Here is a 24,921-nt window from a genome sequence, read left to right as displayed (position 1 = left end):
ATAAAAAATTTAATAATAACAGGAAAGTATACTCGTTGCGACTATGAGGACTATTCAGAGTTGGAGTGCCATCGGATGAATCGCATCATGACATTTACTGCGGCCTTAATTTTGGTTTGGATAACAGGCTACTTATTAATTGCTGGGAGAGGATTACTGATCCCAATTGTTATATCAATTTTTATTTGGCATTTGTTAAATACTATTCATAGCGGCATGCAGAAAATTCCTTTTGTTGGTTCCCACTTACCTTCCTGGATAAGTATGGTTCTATCATTATTTGTTGTAGTTTTTTTTATAATGATTCTTATTAATATCATTACTAATAATGTGAATGAAGTAATTGCTGCTTCTTCAAGATATCAAGAAAATTTACTCCATATATTTAATGGTCTAGATCAACGTTTTCATATTAAAGGAATTTCTGATTTTGATAATATAATCAAAGGATTAAGCATACAAACCATGCTGGTTAATATCTATGGAGTTTTTACAACAATAACAAGTTCTGCGGTATTGATTTCTTTATATGTTATCTTTTTATTTGTCGAACAGCATTATTTCACCCAAAAAATGGATGCCTTTTTCCCTCAAGAAGAACATAGGAAATTGGTTAAGAATATTATCACTCATATCACAAAAGATACCCAAACTTATTTGGGTATTAAAACGTTATTGAGTTTATTCACTGCTACAGCAAGTTGGTTTATTATGAAGTGGGTTGGTTTGGATTTTGCTGAGTTCTGGGCCTTATTAATTTTCTTCTTAAATTATATTCCCAATATAGGGGCTATAGTGGCAACAGCTTTCCCTGCAGCATTGGCTTTAATTCAATTTGAAAGCTGGTGGCCGTTTATACAGGTGACTTCGGGGATAGTGATCGTACAGTTTATCGTTGGCAATTTTCTGGAGCCCCGCTTACTTGGCAAATCACTAAACTTAAGCCCTTTAGTCATATTGTTTGCTTTAGGCCTATGGGGAGCCATTTGGGGGATATTAGGTATGTTTTTATCAGTCCCTATTACAGTGATGATGATGATTATTTTTGCGCATTTTGATGTAACAAGGCCTATCGCTATTTTGCTTTCTCAAGATGGCTATATTTATAAATCTTATGAGGCTCTTGAGAACTAGGTAAGTTTTGATGTGTCTAGAATTCGGAGCGTCTTTCCATATGGCATGAAAAAGAGCATAATATCGGTATTTTGACGAGTAAATAATAAGCATGAAACCTACAATTGAGTATCTTTTAAGACAAGCCTTAACTAATTTGCAAAAATCAGGTGACATACCTAGTGATTTAGAGGTAGAAATTAAGATAGAAAATGCCAAAGATTCTGCTCATGGTGATTATGCAAGTAATTTAGCATTAGTTTTAGCTAAACCATGCCGGCAAGCACCGAGAATGCTGGCAGAGCGGCTAATCGCAGTAATGCCAGCTGATCCATCTGTTGAGAAAATTGAAATTGCTGGGGCAGGATTTATTAATTTTTTTGTGCGCAGCAGCGCTAGGTCCCTCGTTATAACGGATATTTTGAATAAAGGTAAACAATTCGGGTTATGCAATATGGGTCAAAGTCAAAAGGTTTTGATTGAGTTTGTCTCTGCTAATCCAACGGGCCCTTTGCATGTAGGGCATGGTAGAGGTGCTGCTTTTGGAGCAACTTTGGGAAATGTTTTAAAAGCGGCTGGCTATGATGTGACTTTGGAATATTATGTGAATGATGCTGGCAGACAAATGAATATCCTTGCTGTCAGTGTTTGGCTTAGATATTTGGAGCTGGCGGGAGAACCAGTAATTTTCCCGGCGAATGCTTATAAAGGTCAATATGTTTATGACATAGCACAAGTTATGTGGTCTGAATATGGTAATCAATTGGTACACTCATGGAATATGATAGTAGAAAATTTGCCCAATGATGAGCCCCAGGGCGGGGATAAAGAAGTCTATATTGATGCCATGATTGCACAAGCCCAATTTCTCTTAGGAAAAGAAGGATTTGCAAATTTTCATCAACATGCTTTGAAAACAGTATTAGATGATATTAAGGATGATTTACTAGAATTTGGGGTGAAATATGATAGCTGGTTTTCTGAACAATCATTATTTGAAAACGGATCCATTGAGAAAGGCATTCAAGCTCTAAAGGATAAAGGACATACCTATGAGCGAGAAGGAGCTCTATGGTTCAGAGCAACAGAGTTTGGTGATGAAAAGGATAGAGTATTAGTGAGAGCTAATGGTCAAACCACTTATTTTGCTTCTGATGTGGCGTATCATTGGAACAAATACGATAGAGGCTACGACAGGGTAATCGATATTTTTGGTGCTGATCATCACGGTTATGTCACAAGAATCAAAACTGCGGTCAAGGCTTTGGGGCATGATGAGAGTGCTCTGGATGTGATTTTAGTCCAGTTTGCCATTCTCTATCGGGGTGATGATAGAGTACAAATGTCTACGCGAAGTGGTTCTTTTGTCACGCTCAGAGAATTGCGTGAAGAAGTAGGAAATGATGCGGCTCGTTATTTCTATGTGGCAAGAAAACCCGAACAGCATATGGATTTTGATTTGGATCTAGCGAAGTCTGAGTCTAGTGATAATCCTGTTTATTATATTCAATATGCTCATGCTCGCATTTGCAGTGTCTTAAGGCAGTTAAAAGAAAGAGGATTGCTTTGGGATAAAGATATGGGACTTAAAAATCTCGATTTGCTAGAGCAACCTCATGAAACCATACTGGTTACTCTGGTTTGTCGCTACCCAGAGGTTATACAATCTGCTGCTTCTTCCTGCGAGCCCCATCAATTAGCTTACTATTTGAGAGAGCTGGCCAATGGTTTACATAGTTATTATAATGCAGTCCAGCTATTGTGTGAGCAAGAACAACTGCGATGTGCTCGACTGTGCTTGCTGGAAGCAGTTCGTCAGGTTTTAAACAATGGACTGGAAATATTGGGTGTATCAGCTCCTGAGAGTATGTAATGGCAAAAGATTATGGAAATAAGCGTGCTACGCGTCATCGCAAAGGGCCACATCAGCTTTTGGCCGTGCTTGCTAGTTTTCTAGTAGGGTATTTGACTGCCTCTTTTCTGGATATACAAGTCATAAGCCAATGGGTGAACACGCAGGTTTTGGCTCAGCCGCATGAAGTTGGAAAAGAACTGACTAAAACTGTCCAAGAGCATAAAGAAATACCTCCTAAGCCTAAATTTGAGTTTTATACTTTATTGGCAAATGAAAGAGGGCCAACTCAACAGGCCGCTAATCAGCAAGCTACTATTCCTCCTGAAGAGAAATCATCAGCTCCAATACAAAATGCAACGAATGCACTGACTGTTGCTGTGAATAATTCAGTGAAATTAGCTACCGCTACCGCCAAGCCATCGGAACAGGTTGCAAAAGCGACTGAAGAAAATGCAAGGAATTCGCAACAACCCGGTAATGGAAAATATTTAGTCCAAGTCGCTTCGTTTAAAGCACGACAAGATGCCGAGCATATGAAAGGAATGCTAATTCTTAAAGGTTTTGATGTTCGTGTAGTTCCGGTTGTTACACAAGCTCAAGGGAGTTGGTTTCGAGTAGTAGTCGGTCCTTACCCTAGCCGCGCTTTAGCTCAAAAAGCGCAGATGACGTTAGCCAAAACAGAGCGCTTGAATGGTATGGTTAGAAGTGTTGGCGGATAGTAGGTTATGCTAGAATTTACGATACCTAGCTATCGATCAACAATGACTTGAATTCCTCCCGCATTTTTGACAGCATGAGGCTTGGAAACTGCTACTGAGACTTTCTCGACCTGATATTTCTGTTTAATTAGGTATGCAATTTGCTCAGCTACCGTTTCAATTAATTGAAAGGAAGTTGATTCTACAAATTGGGTAACAGTTTGGCATAAATCATCATAATCCAGTGTGTTACATAGGTTATCTTTGCAATCCTTAAAATTTGAGGGAATAGAGATATCAATCAATAATCGCTGATTAATTCGTTGTTCCCATCCATATACTCCGATTTTTGTTTCTACACTGAGAGCGGTTATATTTAAAATATCCATTCAATATCCATCAATAATAATTTATTTTTTAGGCAGAGGATGATTTATATCACTGTATTGATTCTCTTTACATGATACTATAAATGTTTTTTATTGTCATAGTGATTAAATGATGTTTGATCTAAATCAGTCTGTTTTTCTTCGAGCATTGAGACGGGAACCGGTCGAGAGGACTCCAATTTGGATTATGCGCCAGGCCGGGCGTTATTTGCCTGAATATAGAAAGGTTAGGGAAAGTGCTGGAGATTTTCTAAGCCTTTGTAAAAATCCAGAGCTAGCCTGTGAAGTCACCTTGCAACCTCTTCGTCGTTATTCTCTGGATGCAGCTATATTGTTTTCGGATATTCTAACAATACCTGATGCTATGGGGTTGGGACTCTATTTTGCCGAAGGGGAGGGCCCTTGTTTCACTAATCCTTTGCGGGATATACAAGCGATACATGCTTTGAAAATTCCTTTAGTAACCGAATCATTGTTCTATGTCATGGATGCTGTGCGGTTAATTCGCCATGAAATGCCTAAGGAGTTACCACTAATCGGGTTTGCTGGTAGCCCATGGACCCTTGCATGTTATATGGTGGAAGGAGGAAGCAGTAAAGACTTTAAACAAATTTTAAAATTGATTTATACAGAGAAAGAAGCCGCGCATGTGTTATTACATAAATTGGCGGTTGTCACCACCTTTTATTTGGCTGAACAAATAAAAGCAGGGGTTAATGCTGTCATGATCTTTGATACATGGGGAGGGATTTTATCTCCACAAAATTATAAGGAGTTTTCTTTATTTTATATGAATCAAATTGTACAACAGTTGAAGAAAGAGCATTCCAATATCCCTATTATTTTATTTACTAAAAATGGGGGGCAATGGTTAGAATGGATGGTGGAAACTGGTTGTGATGCTTTGGGAATCGACTGGACTTGTGAGATTGCTTGCGCTCGTCAAAGAGTAGGGGGAAAAGTAGCATTACAGGGAAATTTGGACCCTACCGTGCTATTGACAACAAAAGATTGTATACGCAAAGAAGTAGAAGTTGTATTGGCATCATATGGTTATGGATCGGGACATATATTCAATTTAGGGCACGGCATAACACCAGATGTTCCACCTGAGAATGTTGCTATCATGGTGGAGGCTGTGCATGAATTTAGTCCTCAGTACCATTTATAGAGTATCTGTGCTTATGTGAGTTATGTAAAAATTTTATACGGATATTGTATGTAAGTGAGATGAGATCTCCCGGTCCGGGGTTTCCATAGATGTGTAGAGGATTCTGCTCATAGATGAGGTACCGAGGTCATAATTAAGGTTTATTTCTGAATTGGTGGCTTAATTGAATAGCCATCTCCAATGATTGCTCATAGTTTAGTCTTGGATCTACCAGGCTGTGATAGGCGGTTTTAAGATCATCCGGGGCTAAGCCGCGGGCTCCTCCAATGCATTCTGTTACATTATCCCCAGTTAATTCAAAATGAACTCCACCAAGATAACTGCCCATGCTACGATGAATTTCCAAGGCCCGTTTTAATTCCAACAAAATATTATCAAAATGGCGTGTTTTGGTGCCATCAGCTGTTGTCTCGGTATTCCCATGCATGGGATCGCAAGACCAGGTGACTGGAATTTTTGTTTTCTTTACTGCTTCAATAAGAGGAGGTAATAATCGGTCTATAAGCTTGGCTCCCAAACGAGTATATAGTAGAACCCGCCCTTCTTCTTTCTGAGGATTAGCGATAGTTAATACTTCTGCTAACCATTCGGGTGTTGCCCCTGGCCTATTTTGATTCCTATCGGATTTTCTACTCCTCTTAAAAATTCTAGGTGAGCACTATCAATTTGAGCAGTGCGCATTCCAACCCAAGGTAAATGGTTGAAAGATTGTACCATTTTCCATCTTTTAATTTTCTTGTTAGAGCTTGCTCGTAATGTAGATGTAACGCCTCATGAGAAGTGTAGAAATCAACTTTGCTTATGCTGCTGGATCGTATACCATCGATGGCTTTTAAAAAGTCCAACGCATCTTCAATAGAGTCCACAATGTGTTGATATTCGTTTTTCTGGGTCGAATGTTCAACAAAGCCTAAGTCCCATCGTCGAGGATGATGCAAGTCGGCAAACCCCCCATCCAATAGTGCTCGAATAAAGTTTAAGGTCATTGCAGAACAACTATAGGCCTGAAGTAATAACTTAGGGTTTGGTTCTCTTGCTGTTTTTGTAAACTCAGGTGAGTTAACAATATCTCCACGATAACTAGGTAATGTCGTACCATTAATAGTTTCATAATCTGAAGAACGTGGTTTTGCATATTGCCCAGCAATCCGTCCAATACGAATAACTGGTTTGCGTAACCCATATATTAGGATCAGGCTCATTTGTAAAATGATTTTCAGCTTATTGCTGATAATTTCTGAGCGGCAATCATTGAAGGATTCAGCACAATCCCCCCCTTGTAATATAAAAGCTTCCCCGCGGCCAGCGTGAGCAATTTCGCTTTTTAAGCATTTAATTTCACCACTCGTAACTAAAGGAGGTAAAAGGCTTAACTGCTCTACCACCTTATTTAGTTGCTCTTGATCAGCATATGTTGCTGCTTGCAAATACGAATATTGTTGCCATGTAGTTGGCGACCATTCTTGCATAATCTAATCCAAATAACCTATATATTGCTTATATTAACTTCTTTTATTGCTCTATTGCTAGAAGCTTATTGTTCAGACGTTCTTCCCCCATAATATATTGAAAAACATCTTGAAATATTGACCTAAATGATGATTAAGCCCAATTTTTTATTACCTAAGTATGGAATAAATGGATAATTACTGCAAGCAATGTTTTGAAAAGTTTCACTTAATTATTTTGCCAGAAATAAAGGGTAACACTATTGTTCTCGCTCAGATTAAATTCTTATTCTAGGGCTTGAAAACGATAGAAGTTGCCCCCATTTATCACGTTCAATGTTAGTCAGGAGCGATTTTGATGAGTAAACAAAATAAAAAAGATTGGAATAAATTTAAGGAACAACATAAGGAAGAAAATAAGATAGAGAATGAGGTTTTAGAAGAAGTTTCTGAAGAAGTATCTTATCAGGAGCCTGCTTTAGATCATCCTACTTATACTGCATTAGAAGAAAAATTAACTCTTGCTGAGCAACAAGCGCATGAAAATTGGGAAAAATCGGTGCGAGCTTTAGCTGAACTGGAGAATGTGCGTCGCCGTATGGAGCGTGAAGTTGCCAATGCACATAAATACGGTGTGGAAAAACTGATTTCAGCTTTATTACCAGTAGTTGACAGTCTTGAGCAAGCATTACAGCTGGCGGATAAAAATAGCGATCCTGCAATGCATGAAGGTCTAGAGCTAACTATGAAGCTTTTTCTTGATGTATTACAAAAATTTGATGTCGAGCAAATTGATCCTTTGGGTCAGACGTTTGATCCGCAACAGCATGAAGCAATGTCGATGCAGTCTTCCCCAGGAACACCTCCTAACTCTGTTATTATGGTATTCCAAAAGGGTTATAAATTGAGTGATCGAGTAATTCGACCCGCCCGAGTTATTGTATCAACCAAGTAATTTAGTGCTGAAGTAAAGTTATTTTTTAATCACATTTTAGTTACAAGATAACTGCATTTTTTTAAGATAATAGCTTGAAATTGCCATAATACACCCCATATGAGAAATATGCATTAGAAATCACTAATTTGGAGCAAAAATAGAATGGCTAAAATTATAGGTATAGACTTAGGTACTACGAACTCATGTGTTGCTGTAATGGAAGGAGACAAACCTAAGGTAATTGAAAATAGTGAAGGTCACAGAACCACACCTTCCATCGTTGCTTTTACTGATGATAATGAAATATTGGTTGGACAATCTGCCAAACGACAGTCAGTGACTAATCCAGAAAAGACTTTATTTGCGATTAAACGCTTAATTGGTCGTCGTTTTGATGATCCTATTGTCCAAAAAGACATTAAAATGGTACCTTACAAAATTATTAAAGCTGACAATGGAGATGCCTGGGTAAGAGTAAAAGATCAGGATAAGGCGCCACCACAAATTTCTGCTGAAGTTTTACGTAAGATGAAAAAAACTGCAGAAGATTATTTAGGAGAAGAAGTCAAAGAGGCAGTTATTACTGTACCTGCTTATTTCAACGATTCACAACGCCAAGCAACTAAAGATGCTGGCCGTATTGCTGGTCTTGAGGTAAAACGAATTATTAATGAGCCTACTGCAGCAGCACTTGCTTATGGAATGGATAAGAAACGCGGTGATTCTGTTATTGCTGTATACGATTTAGGTGGTGGTACTTTTGATATTTCAATTATTGAAATAGCCGAAGTGGATGGAGAACACCAGTTTGAAGTATTAGCTACCAATGGAGATACTTTCTTAGGCGGTGAAGATTTTGATTTGGCTTTAATTGAATATTTGGCTGCTGAATTTAAAAAGGATACAGGTATTGATTTACATAATGATCCTTTGGCTTTACAACGATTGAAAGAAGCTGCTGAGAAAGCAAAAATTGAATTATCGTCTTCACAACAAACGGATGTTAACCTTCCCTACATAACAGCAGACGCTTCCGGGCCTAAGCACCTAAATATTAAATTAACCCGTGCAAAACTGGAGTCTCTAGTAGAAAAACTAGTTGAGAGAACTATCGAGCCATGCAAAATAGCTTTAAAAGACGCAGGACTTACTGTATCGCAAATCAATGAAGTGATTCTTGTTGGTGGACAAACTCGTATGCCAATGGTGCAAAAGACCGTAGAGGACTTCTTTGGTAAAGAACCCCGTAAGGATGTGAATCCTGATGAAGCGGTAGCTGTGGGTGCTGCGATTCAAGCTGCGGTATTGTCCGGTGAAGTGAAGGATATTCTTTTGCTTGACGTTACTCCTTTATCTTTAGGTATAGAAACAATGGGTGGTGTTATGACTAAGCTCATTGAGAAGAACACGACTATTCCTACTAAGGCAACTCAAGTGTTTTCAACAGCTGATGACAACCAAACTGCGGTTACAGTTCATGTATTGCAAGGTGAGAGAGAACAAGCTTCTGCAAACAAATCGCTAGGGCGTTTTGATTTGCGTGATATTCCCCCCGCACCTCGTGGTGTTCCTCAAATTGAGGTAACTTTTGATATCGATGCGAATGGTATCTTGAATGTTTCTGCCAAGGATAAAGCCACTAACAAAGCTCAATCTATTGTTATCAAAGCTTCCAGCGGTTTAAGTGAAGAAGAAGTGGCTGCTATGGTAAAAGATGCTCAAGCCCATGCTGAAGAAGATAAGAAATTTAAGGAGATGGCGGAACTTCGTAACCAAGCTGATGGCTTGATTCATAGTTGTGAAAAATCGTTAAGAGATTTGGCTGATGATTTGTCTGAAGATGAGAAAAAAGGCATAGAAACTGCAATTTCTGAACTCAAAGAAGCAGTGCAGGGTAACGACAAAGCTCGTATAGAAGATAAGTTAAAAGTATTAACTGATGCTTCTGCTAAGATGGCCGAGCGTGTTTATGCTAAAAAATCAGCGGAGGGTCAAACAACAGCTCAAGGGCAAGCACAAACAACGCAAGAATCTGCAAAACCTGAAGAGGGTGTTGTTGATGCTGAGTTTGAAGAAGTTAAAGAAGATAAAAAGTAATGCCACTATTACTTTGAATCTTTCTCGATTAAGGCTCGACAATAAATCCGAGCCGAGGCCATGAGGGGTCGAAGATAGGAAAAGCGGGCTTCTTATCTATCTCACCCCTCAAGGTATCTTAATTGATGAAGAGATTAATGGCAAAAGCCAGAATAAATAAAATTTTGGGCGGGGCACTCTATATCTAAGACGCGTGGAAATATTAGTTCTTGGATATAGGGTCCCCTTTGTATATTAAGTAGCACTTAAATTATCTTGGTACCTTATATTACTATAGATGATTATAATTAAGTGATGATTATAAATTGTGAGCACTTATGGAACAGCGGGATTATTATGAACTTTTAGAAGTAAGTCGAAATGCGAGTGATGCTGAGATTAAAAAAGCATATCGCAGGCTGGCAATGAAATATCATCCCGATCGCAATCCTGGTGATGCCTCTGCAGAAGAAAAATTCAAAGAAATTCAAAAGGCTTATAATATTTTGTCAGATAAGCAAAAACGAGCCGCTTATGATCAATTTGGTCATGCTGGGGTAGACCCATCGATGGAGGTGGCCCAGGTGGTTTTGGTGGATTTGGCGGTTTTGGTGACGTCTTTGAAGATATTTTTGAAAATATTTTCTCAGGAGGTCGTGGTCATGGACGTCAATCACGAGGGCAAAGAGGTGCTGATTTACAATTTAATGTGCAATTGACACTTGAAGAGGCTGCTACCGGTAAGGAAGTTGAAATTACGGTTCCACGACATGGCCTCTGTGATGTTTGTAATGGATCAGGAGCTAAAAAAGGAACTAGCCCAAAGAATTGCGAGACATGTCATGGAGCAGGCCAAGTAAGAATTCAACAAGGCTTTTTTTCTATACAACAAACTTGCCCCAGTTGTCATGGTGAAGGGAAAGTAATTTCTGATCCATGTCCAAATTGTCATGGTCAAGGACGGGTTCGAGAAAGTAAAAAAATAAATGTTAAAATCCCTGCAGGTGTTGATAATGGAGACCGAGTTCGACTAGGCGGAGAAGGAGAGGCTGGAGTCCATGGAGGTGGTCCTGGGGATTTGTATGTTCAGATTAATCTAAAAAAACATGCTATTTTTGAGCGACATGAAAATGATTTGCATTGTGAAGTCCCGATTAGCTTTGTAACCGCAGCGTTAGGTGGCTCTATAGAGGTACCAACTTTGGAGGGCAGGGTGACGCTAAAAATCCCTGCTGAGACTCAAACGGGTAAAATCTTTCGCTTAAGAGGTAAAGGGATGAAGTCTGTTAGGGGATATGGACAAGGTGATTTATTATGTAAAGTAGTAGTAGAAACACCAGTCAATTTATCTCGAGAGCAAAAAGAACTATTAACTAAGTTGCAGGATTCTTTGGAAGATGCTAAAGGGACTCATTCTCCTAAAACCAGTTCCTGGTTTGCCGGTGTGAAAAAATTTTTCGAAGACATGAAATTTTGACTTAATTAAGTTACAATTGATGGATTTATCATTTTGAGCAGGGATTGCCAGGTTTTCGTTGGCGTTTGGATTTATTTATCTTTTGGATGGGGCTAGGGGTTTTGGCGATATGCTGCCACGTTAGGCAAGTGCCTTGATTTTGAGTAAGACAGTGAAATGCCAAACCTCTTGGCAAAACGAAAATTTGCGATTGAGTATGGATAAACAAACATTGAACATAATTGAGTGAATTCATGATTAATAAATCAGCAATCCTAGTTTTAGCTGATGGCACTGTTTATAAAGGTATATCAGTAGGCGCACCCGGTGATTGTGTTGGCGAATTGGTTTTTAACACCTCAATGACTGGTTATCAGGAAATGTTAACCGATCCCTCGTACGCGAGACAAATTATTACATTGACCACGGCTCATGTGGGAAATACAGGTTGCACTTCAGAGGATATGGAATCTACCAAAATTTGGGCTGCGGGTATGGTGATGCGAAATTGTACCGTCATACCCAGCAATTATAGAGCAGAAGAATCTTTCCCCGATTGGTTAAGAAAAAATGGAGTGGTTGCAATTTCTGGCATTGACACTCGAGAGCTGACATTAAAATTGCGTGAACAGGGTGCTATCGGAGCATGTATCAGTACTAATGTCGAACAACCAGAAGTTGCTATAGCAAAGGCTAAATCATTTCCTGGGCTTAAAGGTGAAGATTTAGCTTTAGAGGTTACAAGACAGACAATAGAGCGATGGCATGAAGGACAAGGGAAGTGGGGGTTAAACTCTCAACCGCTTCAACTTCATGTTGTGGCTTATGATTTTGGTGTGAAGCACAATATCTTGCGGATTTTACACGACAAAGGTTGTCATATTACCATAGTCCCAGCCCAAACTTCTGCTGCTGAAGTATTAGCTATGAAACCTAATGGGATTTTTTTATCAAATGGCCCTGGTGATCCACAAGCTTGTACCTATGCTATTAAAGCAACTCAAAAATTTTTAGATAATAATATCCCGTTATTTGGTATATGTCTTGGATTCCAGATTTTAGCTTTGGCTTGTGGTGGAATCACTAAAAAAATGAAATTTGGCCATCATGGCTCCAATCATCCTGTAATTGAAACAATTGGGAAAAGACGTGTTTTTATTACAAGTCAAAATCATGGTTTTGCTGTGGATGAAGAGACATTGCCTGATTGTTTAGAAGTGACACATCGGTCATTGTTTGACAATAGTCTTCAAGGCATAAGGCACAAAACTAAACCAGCACTTGGCTTTCAAGGTCACCCGGAAGCAAGTCCTGGACCGCATGATATAGACATTATATTTAATGAGTTTATAAAGTTAATGAAATAGGTGTTTGATAGTTATAGCTGTTTTAAATAAGAAAGAGGAATCTTAAACTCACAGGATCTAGAAACTAGTTATGGCTGGCTTAAATAATACAATGACTGCTAAAACCTGTTGGCTCGTTTATTTATAGAACAGAATGGATTAGAAATAATAGTAAAATACAGAGGGTGTGTAATGAGCGAATTTTATGTTTTTACCTCAGAGTCAGTTTCAGAGGGGCATCCTGATAAAATAGCAGATCAAATTTCGGATGCTATTTTAGATGCCATCTTAACTCAAGATCCAAAAGCACGAGTAGCATGTGAAGTGTTTGTTAAAACAGGAATGGTATTGGTTGGTGGAGAAATTACAACTAAGGCTTGGGTGGATGTTGAAGAGATTACTCGCCAAGTCATTAAAGATATTGGATATAACAGTTCTCAGATGGGGTTTGATTGGGAGTCATGTGCAGTGCTTTCTGCCATTGGGAAACAATCTCCTGATATTGCGCAAGGCGTAGATAACCAGAAAACTAAAATCCTAGGCGCTGGCGATCAAGGACTAATGTTTGGTTATGCTACTCGTGAAACTGATGTGTTTATGCCTGCTCCTATCGCATATGCCCATCGTTTGATGGAGAAATTAGCCATAATGCGTAAATCAGGGACATTACCTTGGCTAAGGCCAGATGCAAAATGTCAATTGACTCTGAAATATGATCAAGGAATTCCTATTGAGGTAGATACAGTAGTCTTTTCAACACAACATTCCCCTGATATTGAGCATAAAGATTTAGTTGAAGCCATACGTGAAGAGATAATTAAGTCAGTTCTTCCTATGGAATGGTTAAGTGAAAGAACTCGTTATTTCATTAATCCGACAGGGCGCTTTGTAATAGGTGGCCCTTTAGGTGATTGCGGTTTAACAGGCCGAAAGATCATTGTAGACACTTATGGTGGTATGGCTAGACACGGGGGAGGTTGTTTTTCTGGCAAAGATCCTTCTAAAGTAGACAGATCAGCAGCTTATGCAGCAAGGCATGTTGCCAAGAATATTGTTGCAGCTGGTTTAGCGGATAAATGTGAGATACAGATTTCCTATGCTATTGGTGTTGCTGAGCCTACTTCCATTTTTGTCGAGACTTTTGGTACCGGGCGGTTAAAAAATAGCGAAATAATTGATTTAATTCATACTCATTTTGATCTAACACCCCAAGGGATTATCGATCACCATGACTTGCTCCGCCCTATTTATAAGCAAACAGCAACTTATGGACACTATGGGAGGGAGAATTTCCCTTGGGAGCGATTAAACAAAGTCGCTGAATTAAGTAAGGCATTGTAATGATTTAAGGAGACTCTAGGTCTACTTTGGAACTGGAGCATATTGACAATTCATTTCATTAATTTCACACTTGAATATCGATATACCGCGGTTTGAACGCGGTATCTGTATGCGCTCTGGCTGTTGCGAAATAAGTCGTGGTACGCAATGGATTTGTCATCACTCCATATAAATTAAAAAGAAGGAGTCAATAAAATTAATATATTACAAGATTATAAAGTAGCGGATATTTCATTAGCTGATTGGGGACGCAAAGAGATAGCGATAGCTGAAACTGAAATGCCGGGTTTAATGGCTTTGCGCGAAGAATTCTCAGCGAAGAAACCACTTAAAGGTGCTCGCATTGCTGGTTGTTTGCATATGACGATTCAAACAGCAGTACTGATAGAAACATTAGTTGCTTTGGGTGCAGAAGTTCGCTGGTCTTCTTGTAATATTTTTTCTACCCAAGATCATGCAGCGGCTGCTATTGCTGCAAAAGAGATCCCCGTCTTTGCATGGAAAGGCGAAACAGAAGAAGAATATTGGTGGTGCGTTGAGCAAACTTTAAATGGTCCAAATGGCTGGACACCTAATCTACTATTAGATGATGGCGGGGATTTAACGCAAGTTATTCATCAAAAACATCCAGAATTATTACCTGATATCAAAGGTGTATCTGAGGAAACAACCACCGGGGTAGCCCGATTATATGAAATGGCTAAGCATAATTTTTTAAAAATCCCTGCTATTAATGTCAATAATGCAGTTACCAAATCTAAATTTGATAATCTATATGGATGTCGTGAATCTTTATTGGATGGTTTGAAGCGCGCTACAGATGTAATGATCGCAGGTAAGGTAGCCTTAATTTTAGGATACGGTGATGTGGGTAAGGGATGTGCTCAGGCACTGCGGGGCCAGGGAGCTACAGTATTAATTGCTGAAATTGATCCAATTTGTGCTCTACAAGCAGCAATGGAAGGCTACAGAGTAGTGACTCTTGATGATGTCGCTGAACAGGTAGATATTGTAGTCACTGCAACTGGCAATTACCATGTTGTCACTCATGAGCATATGAAACGTATGCGTAATCAGGCTATATTATGTAATATAGGTCATTTCGATTCGGAAATTGATATTCAAAGTTTGAGACAGTATCGGTGGGAAAATATAAAACCACAAGTGGATCATGTTGTTTTTCCAGATGGAAAACGTATTATTATCTTGGCAGAAGGGCGTTTGGTTAATTTAGGTTGCGCTACAGGTCATCCAAGTTTTGTTATGTCAGCTTCCTTCACCAATCAGGTTTTGGCGCAGATTGAACTATTCCAAAATGGTAGCCAATATGAAAATCTAGTATATGTGCTCCCCAAAGTATTGGATGAAAAAGTTGCCAGTTTGCATTTGGGGCGAATTGGCGCGAAATTAACTAAATTAACTGATGAACAGGCAAATTATATAGGAGTAGATAAAAACGGTCCTTATAAACCCGATCATTATCGTTATTAAAAAATGATATTTCTAAACAAGGTAAGTGAGTGTTAAGCTTTGCTAATCGCTCGAGCATTAACCTACCTGAAGAGTTTTATATACTGCCCTAGCTATGCAGCAGGGAAATGGTGTTAACTTAAGAACTAGTAATTTTATACCCCTTCCCTCCATTATGGGTTTTAAAATTAAACAGATTTTCCAGTAGTTAATGCTCCTATCTTGCTGCAGTAACTAGAGCAATTAGAAGAAAAGCCATTAATGGATCAGATCATAGCAGCAAATTATCTTTCTACTTTAGAGAAATGCCTGGAACAATTTGGTATTAATCATTTTTTAGAAAAAATTGGCATTGATCCGGCAAGAGTGCATGATCCGAATGCTTATTTAAGCAGTAATGAGTTTAATAATATTGTTATGGAAGCTTATAGACTAAGCCAATGCCCTCAGTTGGGTTTAGTTTTTGGTCAAAGCTTGTCTATAGTCAATCATGGTTTTCTTGGCTATGCTGCTATGAGCAGTCCTACTTTCGGAGCTGCTATTCATACCGTTCTCAGCTATCTTAATACAAGAACGAGCTTATTATCACTGGAGTTATCTCAGCTTAATAAAGAAAATAACGCTTATGTCAAATTATTGCCTCATACTCAAGACGTCTTTTTATCTCGTTTTATAACCGAGCTAACCATCACTCATCTTATTAAAATGAGGAATTTTTTGGTCAACTGCATTAGCCCACCTCTCAAAATTGAATTAAATTATGCTGAACCCCCTTATGTAGAATATTATAATGCCGTGTTTCAATCTGAAATTATTTTTAATGCTGATAATACTCGTATTTGGTTTAAAGCGGAGGAATTAGATTATCCTATTAATTTTGCTGACGATGTCAGTTATCAATTAGCAAAAACTCAATTACAAGAGATTGAAAAAAATTTGTCATTGAAAGAAGACCTGGCAAGCAAAATAAAATCTATTTTAATAAATCAGAATTTGAACCATGCTAGTATGGAAGAAATTGCTGGTGAACTTTGTATGACTTCTCGCACCTTAAGGCGTCATTTACAACGATTGGAAGTGACTTATCAGGAATTGCTCGATGAAGTCAGAGAGCAAAAAGCAAAAACATTCTTGCTGAACAACAATATTTCCATGACGGAAATTAGTTTTTTATTAGGATTTCATGATACCTCCAATTTTTCAAAAGCCTTCAAACGATGGACAGGTATTACTCCAACTGAATATAGAGAGAAGCACGGGATCCGTTGATTCTTTAGTTGCTATTTATTCTCCTGCATACTGGGGGGATTTAAAAATTTGACTTTAAAAAGGAGATTTAGGTATGGGTTTTAAATCGGGTATTTTGGGATTAGGTCTTTTATCAGTTGCCTGCAATGGTTTTGCAAACACTGGTGATGACTCAGTAAGAGTCATAATCAAATATAAACAGCAGCAGCCTATGTCTATTGCTTCGTTAAAGTCACAAGTATTTCATTTTACTCAAATACCTGTAAAAGAAATAAAGCCTATGGCTAATGGAGCTTATTCAGTTATTTTTGATGCATCAAATTATTCCAGTGTGGAGGTGAAGCCTAAAGACGGGGATACTACCGCTATGGTTTTAGAGAGGCTTCGTAAAAATCCAAATGTACTTTATGTAGTGAAAGATAGAGTAGGTTATTTTAAACCGTTACCTGATCCCAAAATAAACCAAGAATTAAGTGGGTTGCTATCACATGAGAGTCAATGGGATGAGTTTGAAAGACCAGCAGGAATTCGTTTGGAATCTAAACCTGGTTTGAGAGATGGTGCTTGGGCTTATACCACAGGAAAATCCAGAAAACCTGTCGTGGTAGCAGTTTTAGATACGGGAGTCGCTTTTAATGACAGCTTGATAAATAACCTTGTAAAAGACGAAAACGGTAATGTATTCGGTTGGAATTTTGCAGGTAACAATAATGACTTATCTGATGAAACTAGGTCTTATCATGGAACCCATGTTGCTGGAACTATCGCAGGTTATGGTGATGTTATGAATGGAGTGGGTGAGGATTTGAAAGTTTTAACAATTAAAATCCCTGCTGGGAATGGCATGTTTTATGAAAGCGCTGTTGTGAATGGTATTTATTGGGCAGTTGGAGGAGACGTTCCGGGAGTACCTAAAAATAAATATCCGGCTAAGGTATTAAATATGAGTTTTGGTGTCGATCTAGATCCCACTAAAGAAATCGATTACTGTGATGAGGCATTGCAGGAAGCTCTGTTTTTTGCGCGTAAGAAAGGAGCTGTGGTTGCTGTTGCAGCAGGTAATGATAATGTTTGGGAGCACTATAATGCTCCTGCAGTATGCAATGGTACTATAAAAGTTGCCTCTACTGGACCTGAAGGTTTTCGCTCTTATTTTTCAAATTACGGGCCCAGCATCACTCTAGCAGCACCTGGTGGTGATAAACGCTATGGAGCTGCTGGAGGCATTTTATCCACTGTAAATCCAGGAGGTGGATATGCTTCATCCGGCTTTGATTTCTATCAAGGAACTAGTATGGCATCTCCCCACGTCGCAGGGGTAGCAGGATTGATTTTTGCTGTCAGCGACAGAGATCTTAAGCCAGAACAGGTAGAGCAAATTTTATATGTTACTACTCATGAGTTTGGGCAAAGCAATGATGCGAACAAGTCTTGTGTCGGAAAAAAACCTTGCGGACATGGGATCTTGGATGCAGACAATGCTGTGCAAGCGGCATTAGGTGGCTATGATGTATTATTTTCAGCACCCAAAATGACTGATCTGGTAACTCAGGAATGTGGTAAGAATAGATTAACACCTGGTAACAATATAATTAAGAGTGGACCAGCCGCCTGGATTCCAAATAAAGTAAGTTGTGAATCCAATATAAATTATCAGAATCCACATGTGGAGCAAACAAAGGATGGTCAGATCTATGCTTATTATGGTTCAATGAGCTTTAGACTGGATCAAACAGCTTATAAAGAATGTCATATTGTGGGTTACGATGGAGTAGGTTGTTATTTGTAATATATTTTTTGAGTAATCCAAACCCGGATTAGGCGAAGGCGTAATCCGGGGGGAATGTTGGTGAATTCTTAATGAGCATGGATTCAGTCTCTATTAGACGACCCCACTTATTCAATCCAATTATTTAAAATTTCAACAATTTTTTTAGCTTGCTCAGTACTTGAAATATTGAATTTGGATTTTTGCCAATATTGATTATTACGTTTTTGGTAACGCCTTATGGAGTATTTTACAGGTCCATAATCACTTTTTGTATTGTCCCAATCTTGGTACTTGAACATAATAGTGGTCCAAGCTCCTTTCGATAGTATTTGTTTGTCCAGTTCCTTGGTTATTTCTATCCCGTTTTCAGTAAAAGCAATTGTTATATCATCTATAGTTTCAGCCATTTAGTATTCTTCCTCAGTTATTTCCGATGGATTGTAATTTGCCATCGACAAAAGTCAAGGAAAAGGCTGGTTGATAAGGGCCTGGTTGATAAACCCAAATTTGTGGTTTTGTAGCTGTAGGAACTGGCTGATTAATATAGGTATTATTGACCAAATTGGGACTACCGCAGGCTCCATAGACTTTAGACGCTGGATCTCCAACTTGGATACTGGTATCTCCACAGAGAGAAAAAGCGTTGGTATCGCCACCGTTTACTTTAAGTGCTTGTACTTTGTTATTAAGAATGTCTACTTCTAATTGAATTCCGCTACTACCGGTTGGTATATTCCATACGCCATAAAAGGCAGTGCCGGTAGGAACATTTAATGATCCTGAGTACAGACCATCTGTACTGCCTAGATTATTATAAATCAGTTGCTGAACTGGGATTTTTTGTAAAAGAGGCTGGTTAGAATCTTGTTTACTCAATGGCTCTCCGCAAGCAGCAATTACCTGATCCATACTCATGCCAACATTAATATAGGCATGATTTTGCGGGCAATATAACGATTGGTCACCCATTAGACTGAACGGCACAAGTAACAATGCTAAACTCGTAAACAATGTCGATTTCATAGGCTATTCCCATCAATCCGTATCAAGTAATAGTATAGTTCTTTTTGTTTATTTTTGCTTTTTTATAACAACCTCCAAGGTAAAGAAGCGCTTAGGAATAAGGTAATAACCTTTAATACCACCATAATAATGAATGGGGAGAAGTCAAAACCTGAGATATCAGGAATAATTATTCTTCCCAACCGTAGCAGTGGTTCAGTAATTATACGCAGGACATCTCCTAATGGATGTTGCCATCTGGGATTTACATAGCTCATTATTACGCGAATCAAAATGGCAAAGAATAATAACTCACAGGGCTGAATAATTAAATCAACAAGGACATAGAGGAAAATAAAGAGAAATGGAATAATGGTCTGATAAATAAGGAGACTCAGACAAATAATTTTAATAAATTCTATTATGATTAAAGCTCCAAGTGCTGCCCAATCATATTTTTGTTTTGGGTGAACTTCTTTTTTTAAAATTAGATGAAATGGTTTAAGTAAAGGATTGGTTACGGTATATATTAATTGGCTGAATGGATTAACAAAACTAATACGAAAGAAGCGTAAGGCAATTCTAAACCATAAGCTGAATATCATGATTGTAAAGAATAGGGATACTAAAAAATATCCAACAGCAAATAGACCTGGCATTATTTCACCTCTTAAATTATTGTTCTTCAATGAAAAGGCAAGCACGTGTTATTACGCTACAGCATGTTGTCTTTTTGCGAGTGCAGCAAGAAATCCAGTGATATGAAATTGCTTAGCTGTGTTCGCAAGAACGACGATTAGGTGATTATATAGCAATAATACGTGTTTGCCTTGTATTACTAGCTTAGAATTTTGATTTAATCTGTATTAAAAGAACATTAGGTCTAAAAAGCAGTTTTACTATAGATCATTTCAATAGATTTGGTTAATTTATATTCCCCAACTCATGAGCCCTTTCTTTTGCCGCTTTCATGGCTGAATAAATTAAATCATCCAATTGTTTATGTAAAATTTGTAAAGCTGCTGCGGTTGTGCCTCCTGGGGAGGTTACCTTTGTTCTTAATTCAGCCAAATCTAGTTTGCTGTGCTGAGCTAAATGCAATGCTCCTAGAAATGTCTGCATAGCAAAGATTTTTGCGACTCTCTCATTCAGACCTAATTCAACAGCGGCATTAATCATCGTTTCAATGAATAAAAAGACATAAGCTGGTCCACTGCCAGAAAGAGCTGTAAAAGTATCCATGTCTTCTTCATTTTCCACCCAACTGGTTATTCCTATGCTAGAGAACAATTGTTCTGCCCATTTTTTTTGCTTCTGATTAGTAAATTCATTGGCTATCATTGGCGTTGCGGCCATGCCTACTGTAGCAGGAGTGTTAGGCATGGTCCTAATCACTGCTTGGCCTTTGTTGCACTGTTTTGCAAACCAGGTAAGAGTTAATCCCGCGGCAACTGAGATCAGCAGACAATTAATTGGAATAAAAGGGTTAATTTCTTTTAATACGGGACTCATTTGCGAAGGTTTCACAGCTAGAATAATAATATCGGCATTTTTAACAATTTCTTTATTGTCATGATGAGTACGAATATTTTCTTTATTAATTCCTGCGGTTAATGAGGGGGCAGCAGCAGATAAAGAATATTTACCTTGATTTTGTAGGCTGCGTGCAATCGCTTTAGCCATATTCCCATAACCAATAAAACTGATGTTCATAATTGTTTCCCTTTGCGTTCACCAAAAATTGCTCGACCAATGCGAACTATGGTCGATCCTGCTTGAATAGCAGGGATCAGATCATCGCTCATGCCCATTGATAAAGTGTCCATTTTCAAATTCAAGGCTCGGTTGAGAGATTGCATAAGCTGATTGAGCTTAAGGAATAACTGGTATTGAGTATGCTGATCGTTTTGAGGGGGAGGGATAGTCATAAGTCCTCGCAGTTTTAAATGAGGTAATTGGCTTACTCGAAGAGCTAGTTCCGTAGCTTCTTCAGGACGTATGCCAGCTTTCGTGTCTTCTGCCACTAAATTAATCTGCAAACATACATTGAGTGGTGGTAAATGATTTGGTCTGAATTGATTAAGGAGATTCGCTGTTTTATCACGGTTTATGCTATGAACCCAACTAAAATATTGAGCAATTCCTTTGGCTTTATTGCTTTGGAGTGGGCCAATAAAATGCCAACAGATGGGGAACTCTTTTAATGCTAGAATTTTTTCTTGTGCTTCTTGAAAATAATTTTCCCCAAAATGCTCTATACCTTGATGAAAGGCTTCTATTATAGAATCAATATCTTGTTCTTTACTAACAGCTAATAGTAAGACGCTGCCAGGTTTTCTATGACTACTTACTTCAGCTTTTGTAATCAACTCTCTTACTTTATATATATTTAGGCTAATACTCATATTTATCAATCTTAGTCAGGTATAGAATTAAATGAACAGTTTAATGATACTACAAAAAGAAAGCCATGATTGCTGGGATTCATTTCTTGAGCTAATCTAAATTATATAGGATAGATATCTTTCGATACTCTACTGTAAGAAGCAATTAATTTATCGGTATGATGCTCGAATCTCTTTATGTACCTATATTTGTACTCTCCGATTCTGTGCTTCGTACCTTCTTGTAAGAGCTGTACAGCACATGTCGAATGACATCGAACAAACAAATTAGCAGGGAATATTGAGTATGGATATCGCAGAATTACTGGCATTTTCGGTCAAAAATAAATCTTCAGATTTACATATTTCAGCTGGAATGCCTCCAATGATTCGTGTTGATGGTGATTTGCGCAAAATCAATTTACCACCTTTAGAACATAAGGACGTTATTAAAATTGTCTATGACATTATGAATGATAGGCAGAGAAAAGAATATGAAGAATTTTTGGAAGCTGATTTTTCTTTTGAAATAACTAATTTAGCACGTTTTAGGGTTAATGCGTTCAACCAATCTCGTGGGGCCGCGGCTGTTTTCAGGACAATTCCTTCTGAGATACTTAGTATGGAAGATTTGAATTTACCGCCAATTTTTAAAGAAATAGCAAGTTTTTCACGGGGACTAGTTTTAGTTACGGGCCCCACTGGATCAGGGAAAAGCACTACTTTAGCTGCTGTTATTGATTATATCAATTCTACTCGTTACGAGCATATTTTAACAGTCGAAGATCCTATAGAGTTTGTTCATCAGAGTAAAAAATGTTTAGTTAATCAACGCGAAGTACATAAAGACACACTGAGTTTTAATGCGGCTTTAAGATCCGCTTTGCGTGAAGATCCAGATATTATATTAGTAGGAGAGTTGCGGGATCTGGAAACAATACGTTTAGCAATGACTGCAGCAGAAACAGGACATTTGGTTTTTGGTACCTTGCATACAAATTCAGCAACAAAGACCATAAACAGGATTATTGATGTGTTTCCCGCTGAGGAAAAATCAATGGTCCGATCTATGCTTTCGGAATCACTCCAGGCTGTCATTGCACAAAGTTTATTAAAAAGGAGTAAAGGGGGACGAGTTGCTGCACTTGAAATCATGATATGTACGGCAGCTATCCGTAATTTAATTCGTGAAGATAAGGTAGCTCAAATGTACTCTTCCATTCAAACAGGCCAGGCGAAAGGGATGCAAACGCTGGATCAACATTTGACTGAATTAGTTAATAAAAACATCATTTCCAGGCATGTTGCGCATGAGGCAGCTTTAAATAAGTCGTTATTCTGAGTTCGTTTGCGGCATCGTATGTGCCTGGAGGGGAGGTCGGGGCTGTGTGTGAGCCCCGCCTACCTGATTAGCAGTTATACGTGCGATCTGAGCTTGACAATTGTTTCTCAAGCATTTTTTTGGAGTTCAATTAATTGGGGGATGCCCGTTTCGGCGAGTAATAACATGCTGTTTAGCTGTTCCCGAGTAAAGGCATTATCTTCGGCAGTGCCTTGAACTTCAATGAAGTGCCCATTCTCGTTCATCACGACATTCATATCAGTTTCTGCAAGGACATCTTCTGCATAGTCCAAATCCAATACAGGTTGTCCCCTGTAAATGCCAACTGATACAGCTGCTACATACTTAAAAACTGGCATCTTACGTAATTTTTCCCGTTCTACCATCCAGCGGATGGCATCCCTCATAGCAACACAAGCACCGGTAATAGCAGCAGTTCTTGTACCGCCATCGGCTTGGATGACATCGCAATCGAGAGTAATTGTATTTTCACCGAGAACTTTCAAATCAATACAAGCCCTAAGAGAACGGCCAATAAGTCGTTGAATTTCCAGAGTTCTTCCACCTTGCTTGCCTTTGCTCGCTTCTCTTTCAGTTCGGCTGTGCGTTGCACGTGGTAACATGCCATATTCAGCTGTTATCCATCCTTGATTTTTACCTTTTAGAAAACGAGGAACTCCTTCAATGATCGAGGCATTACAAATCACTTTGGTTTGGCCAAATTCAACTAATACAGAACCTTCAGCATGATTCGTAAAATTACGAGTTATTGCTACGGTGCGAAGTTGGTCATGTTCACGATTACTAGGGCGCATTGGATACTCCTCAATAAAATTCCAAAGTATAACTCTTTAATATATGAGTTGCACTCTATATAGTCTAGAAACTTCAATAGACTTAAAATCTAGCACGTTGAGTTCTCTTAAGTAGATATTTAATGAGCAATACCTGTGCAATTCTCTTAATTTCAGGTATATTCGCGCAAGGTTAAAAAGTGAGTGTTTTTATGATTCATAGTATGACAGCTTTTGCTCGTAGCCAAAAGCAGTTTGAAGCAGGCCATTTTTGTTGGGAAATCAGGTCGGTTAATCATCGCTATCTCGAGGTAACATTTCGTTTGCCCGAACCATTTCGTTATCTTGAAGCGGAATTAAGATCTCTGCTTCGTGATAAAGTTTATCGAGGTAAACTAGAATGCCAGCTCAAGTATAAGGACACAAGTTCTGATAATCGGTCTATGATTATAAATATAGGTATGGTTAATGCATTACTTGATTTAAGCGATAAATTATCGACTTCTCATCATCTGGCTAATGATATGACTGTTAGCCAAGTATTATCCTGGCCTGGTGTTGTTGAGGTTAATTCGCTCGATATGGAAGAATTGGGTCAACTTGCCTTGGACTCTTTTAAAGAAGCTGTAGATACTTTGTGTGAAGCAAGGGCAGTCGAAGGTAAGGCTTTAAAGGCACATGTGGAAGGAAGATTACAGGCATTGGGTAGAGAAGTTGTGCGCTCTAAGGAGATTGTGACTTCCATGGCTGATAAGACTAGAGATAAATTGCTTACTCGCTTGCATGCAGTGCCAATTGAAGTTCCAGAAGCGCGAATAGAACAAGAAATAGCTTTTATATTAACCAGGCTTGATGTCAGTGAGGAATTAGACAGATTACAGACTCATATAGCGGAAGTAAGTCGTACTATAAATGATGAAAAAGTCACAGGGAGAAGACTGGATTTTTTAATGCAAGAATTAAATAGAGAAGCGAATACGCTAAGTTCAAAATCTGATTCAGCCGAATTAACGCTAAGTGCTGTTGAAATGAAAGTATTAATTGAGCAAATGCGTGAACAAATTCAGAACTTCGAGTGAA

20 protein-coding genes and 2 pseudogenes are annotated in these 24,921 nt (G+C 38.5%); 14 read left to right on the top strand and 8 right to left on the bottom strand.

The window, feature by feature from the left end:
- Nucleotides 1–75 precede the first annotated feature (75 nt).
- From OK13_RS06355 to OK13_RS06345, 3 genes are all read left to right on the top strand, one after another.
- Nucleotides 76–1,134 carry an AI-2E family transporter gene (locus OK13_RS06355; RefSeq protein ID WP_035888995.1) on the top strand — a complete coding sequence of 353 codons (1,059 nt, stop codon included), beginning with the start codon at nucleotides 76–78 and terminating at the stop codon, nucleotides 1,132–1,134.
- 91 nt (nucleotides 1,135–1,225) lie between these two features.
- Complete coding sequence (gene argS / locus OK13_RS06350; RefSeq protein WP_035888994.1) at nucleotides 1,226–2,986, top strand: arginine--tRNA ligase; 1,761 nt, start codon at nucleotides 1,226–1,228, stop codon at nucleotides 2,984–2,986.
- Complete coding sequence (locus OK13_RS06345; RefSeq protein ID WP_035888993.1) at nucleotides 2,986–3,687, top strand: SPOR domain-containing protein; 702 nt, start codon at nucleotides 2,986–2,988, stop codon at nucleotides 3,685–3,687. Before argS ends, OK13_RS06345 begins: the two co-directional genes overlap by 1 nt.
- 29 nt (nucleotides 3,688–3,716) lie before the next feature.
- Here OK13_RS06345 and folB read toward each other — a convergent pair whose 3' ends face one another.
- Nucleotides 3,717–4,055, bottom strand: a complete 339-nt coding sequence (gene folB / locus OK13_RS06340) for a dihydroneopterin aldolase (protein ID WP_035888992.1) — start codon at nucleotides 4,053–4,055, stop codon at nucleotides 3,717–3,719.
- Between the two features lie 112 nt (nucleotides 4,056–4,167).
- On the opposite strand from folB, the gene hemE reads away from it, so the two are divergent.
- On the top strand, nucleotides 4,168–5,226 hold the full coding sequence (gene hemE / locus OK13_RS06335; RefSeq protein ID WP_035888991.1) for a uroporphyrinogen decarboxylase: 1,059 nt from the start codon (nucleotides 4,168–4,170) through the stop codon (nucleotides 5,224–5,226).
- Nucleotides 5,227–5,359: 133 nt separating this feature from the next.
- Here hemE and OK13_RS06330 read toward each other — a convergent pair.
- Nucleotides 5,360–6,695: pseudogene (locus OK13_RS06330) on the bottom strand (3-deoxy-7-phosphoheptulonate synthase class II).
- Nucleotides 6,696–7,032: 337 nt separating this feature from the next.
- Here OK13_RS06330 and grpE point away from each other — a divergent pair.
- The 8 genes and pseudogenes from grpE (at nucleotide 7,033) to OK13_RS06285 (ending at nucleotide 18,337) form a co-directional block, all read left to right on the top strand.
- Entirely contained in the window at nucleotides 7,033–7,629 is a 597-nt protein-coding gene (gene grpE / locus OK13_RS06325) for a nucleotide exchange factor GrpE (protein WP_035888989.1), read from the top strand.
- 144 nt (nucleotides 7,630–7,773) lie between these two features.
- A complete protein-coding gene (gene dnaK, locus OK13_RS06320) occupies nucleotides 7,774–9,708 on the top strand; it encodes a molecular chaperone DnaK (RefSeq protein WP_035888987.1) in 1,935 nt (644 codons plus the stop codon).
- 317 nt (nucleotides 9,709–10,025) lie between these two features.
- Nucleotides 10,026–11,164: pseudogene (gene dnaJ / locus OK13_RS06315) on the top strand (molecular chaperone DnaJ).
- A 233-nt stretch (nucleotides 11,165–11,397) separates the two neighbouring features.
- Nucleotides 11,398–12,510: a glutamine-hydrolyzing carbamoyl-phosphate synthase small subunit gene (carA, locus tag OK13_RS06305; RefSeq protein WP_035888984.1), complete on the top strand. Its 1,113-nt coding sequence runs from the start codon at nucleotides 11,398–11,400 to the stop codon at nucleotides 12,508–12,510.
- A gap of 171 nt (nucleotides 12,511–12,681) precedes the next feature.
- Nucleotides 12,682–13,830 carry a methionine adenosyltransferase gene (gene metK, locus OK13_RS06300; RefSeq protein ID WP_035888983.1) on the top strand — a complete coding sequence of 383 codons (1,149 nt, stop codon included), beginning with the start codon at nucleotides 12,682–12,684 and terminating at the stop codon, nucleotides 13,828–13,830.
- 195 nt (nucleotides 13,831–14,025) lie between these two features.
- Nucleotides 14,026–15,321 carry an adenosylhomocysteinase gene (gene ahcY, locus OK13_RS06295; protein WP_035888978.1) on the top strand — a complete coding sequence of 432 codons (1,296 nt, stop codon included), beginning with the start codon at nucleotides 14,026–14,028 and terminating at the stop codon, nucleotides 15,319–15,321.
- A gap of 240 nt (nucleotides 15,322–15,561) precedes the next feature.
- Nucleotides 15,562–16,569, top strand: coding sequence for an AraC family transcriptional regulator (locus OK13_RS06290; RefSeq protein ID WP_035888971.1), 1,008 nt, complete (start codon nucleotides 15,562–15,564; stop codon nucleotides 16,567–16,569).
- 73 nt (nucleotides 16,570–16,642) lie between these two features.
- Entirely contained in the window at nucleotides 16,643–18,337 is a 1,695-nt protein-coding gene (locus OK13_RS06285; RefSeq protein WP_035888967.1) for a S8 family serine peptidase, read from the top strand.
- Nucleotides 18,338–18,444: 107 nt separating this feature from the next.
- Here the strand turns inward: OK13_RS06285 and OK13_RS06280 are convergent, their stop codons facing one another.
- From OK13_RS06280 to OK13_RS06260, 5 genes are all read right to left on the bottom strand, one after another.
- Complete coding sequence (locus OK13_RS06280) at nucleotides 18,445–18,726, bottom strand: hypothetical protein (protein ID WP_035888961.1); 282 nt, start codon at nucleotides 18,724–18,726, stop codon at nucleotides 18,445–18,447.
- Between the two features lie 13 nt (nucleotides 18,727–18,739).
- Nucleotides 18,740–19,342 (bottom strand): DUF2845 domain-containing protein, encoded by a 603-nt coding sequence (locus OK13_RS06275; protein ID WP_035888960.1) that lies wholly within the window; start codon nucleotides 19,340–19,342, stop codon nucleotides 18,740–18,742.
- A 62-nt stretch (nucleotides 19,343–19,404) separates the two neighbouring features.
- The gene (locus OK13_RS06270; protein WP_035888956.1) at nucleotides 19,405–19,980 is read right to left on the bottom strand and encodes a YggT family protein; all 576 of its coding nucleotides are present in this window, start codon (nucleotides 19,978–19,980) and stop codon (nucleotides 19,405–19,407) included.
- 265 nt (nucleotides 19,981–20,245) lie between these two features.
- Nucleotides 20,246–21,034 carry a pyrroline-5-carboxylate reductase gene (gene proC, locus OK13_RS06265; RefSeq protein WP_035888954.1) on the bottom strand — a complete coding sequence of 263 codons (789 nt, stop codon included), beginning with the start codon at nucleotides 21,032–21,034 and terminating at the stop codon, nucleotides 20,246–20,248.
- The gene (locus OK13_RS06260; protein ID WP_035888952.1) at nucleotides 21,031–21,726 is read right to left on the bottom strand and encodes a YggS family pyridoxal phosphate-dependent enzyme; all 696 of its coding nucleotides are present in this window, start codon (nucleotides 21,724–21,726) and stop codon (nucleotides 21,031–21,033) included. Before OK13_RS06260 ends, proC begins: the two co-directional genes overlap by 4 nt.
- Nucleotides 21,727–22,012: 286 nt before the next feature.
- On the opposite strand from OK13_RS06260, the gene OK13_RS06255 reads away from it, so the two are divergent.
- Nucleotides 22,013–23,047: a type IV pilus twitching motility protein PilT gene (locus OK13_RS06255; RefSeq protein ID WP_035888951.1), complete on the top strand. Its 1,035-nt coding sequence runs from the start codon at nucleotides 22,013–22,015 to the stop codon at nucleotides 23,045–23,047.
- A gap of 107 nt (nucleotides 23,048–23,154) precedes the next feature.
- On the opposite strand, the gene rph is transcribed toward OK13_RS06255, so the two are convergent.
- Complete coding sequence (rph, locus tag OK13_RS06250; RefSeq protein ID WP_035888950.1) at nucleotides 23,155–23,862, bottom strand: ribonuclease PH; 708 nt, start codon at nucleotides 23,860–23,862, stop codon at nucleotides 23,155–23,157.
- A 191-nt stretch (nucleotides 23,863–24,053) separates the two neighbouring features.
- On the opposite strand from rph, the gene OK13_RS06245 reads away from it, so the two are divergent.
- A complete protein-coding gene (locus OK13_RS06245; RefSeq protein WP_035889046.1) occupies nucleotides 24,054–24,920 on the top strand; it encodes a YicC/YloC family endoribonuclease in 867 nt (288 codons plus the stop codon).
- Nucleotide 24,921: the final 1 nt, after the last annotated feature.

Origin of the sequence: Legionella norrlandica, assembly GCF_000770585.1 — a bacterium.
GTDB classification, from domain to species: domain Bacteria; phylum Pseudomonadota; class Gammaproteobacteria; order Legionellales; family Legionellaceae; genus Legionella; species Legionella norrlandica.
Note: the sequence above shows the minus strand (reverse complement) of the source record. Positions and strands in the feature narration are given on the sequence as shown.

Coding starts and splice junctions, on each gene's coding strand:
- OK13_RS06355 (WP_035888995.1), top strand. CDS start 76: ATGAATCGCATCATGACATTTACTGCGGCCTTAATTTTGGTTTGGATA.
- argS (WP_035888994.1), top strand. CDS start 1,226: ATGAAACCTACAATTGAGTATCTTTTAAGACAAGCCTTAACTAATTTG.
- OK13_RS06345 (WP_035888993.1), top strand. CDS start 2,986: ATGGCAAAAGATTATGGAAATAAGCGTGCTACGCGTCATCGCAAAGGG.
- folB (WP_035888992.1), bottom strand. CDS start 4,055: ATGGATATTTTAAATATAACCGCTCTCAGTGTAGAAACAAAAATCGGA.
- hemE (WP_035888991.1), top strand. CDS start 4,168: ATGTTTGATCTAAATCAGTCTGTTTTTCTTCGAGCATTGAGACGGGAA.
- grpE (WP_035888989.1), top strand. CDS start 7,033: ATGAGTAAACAAAATAAAAAAGATTGGAATAAATTTAAGGAACAACAT.
- dnaK (WP_035888987.1), top strand. CDS start 7,774: ATGGCTAAAATTATAGGTATAGACTTAGGTACTACGAACTCATGTGTT.
- carA (WP_035888984.1), top strand. CDS start 11,398: ATGATTAATAAATCAGCAATCCTAGTTTTAGCTGATGGCACTGTTTAT.
- metK (WP_035888983.1), top strand. CDS start 12,682: ATGAGCGAATTTTATGTTTTTACCTCAGAGTCAGTTTCAGAGGGGCAT.
- OK13_RS06290 (WP_035888971.1), top strand. CDS start 15,562: ATGGATCAGATCATAGCAGCAAATTATCTTTCTACTTTAGAGAAATGC.
- OK13_RS06285 (WP_035888967.1), top strand. CDS start 16,643: ATGGGTTTTAAATCGGGTATTTTGGGATTAGGTCTTTTATCAGTTGCC.
- OK13_RS06280 (WP_035888961.1), bottom strand. CDS start 18,726: ATGGCTGAAACTATAGATGATATAACAATTGCTTTTACTGAAAACGGG.
- OK13_RS06275 (WP_035888960.1), bottom strand. CDS start 19,342: ATGAAATCGACATTGTTTACGAGTTTAGCATTGTTACTTGTGCCGTTC.
- OK13_RS06270 (WP_035888956.1), bottom strand. CDS start 19,980: ATGCCAGGTCTATTTGCTGTTGGATATTTTTTAGTATCCCTATTCTTT.
- proC (WP_035888954.1), bottom strand. CDS start 21,034: ATGAACATCAGTTTTATTGGTTATGGGAATATGGCTAAAGCGATTGCA.
- OK13_RS06260 (WP_035888952.1), bottom strand. CDS start 21,726: ATGAGTATTAGCCTAAATATATATAAAGTAAGAGAGTTGATTACAAAA.
- OK13_RS06255 (WP_035888951.1), top strand. CDS start 22,013: ATGGATATCGCAGAATTACTGGCATTTTCGGTCAAAAATAAATCTTCA.
- rph (WP_035888950.1), bottom strand. CDS start 23,862: ATGCGCCCTAGTAATCGTGAACATGACCAACTTCGCACCGTAGCAATA.
- OK13_RS06245 (WP_035889046.1), top strand. CDS start 24,054: ATGATTCATAGTATGACAGCTTTTGCTCGTAGCCAAAAGCAGTTTGAA.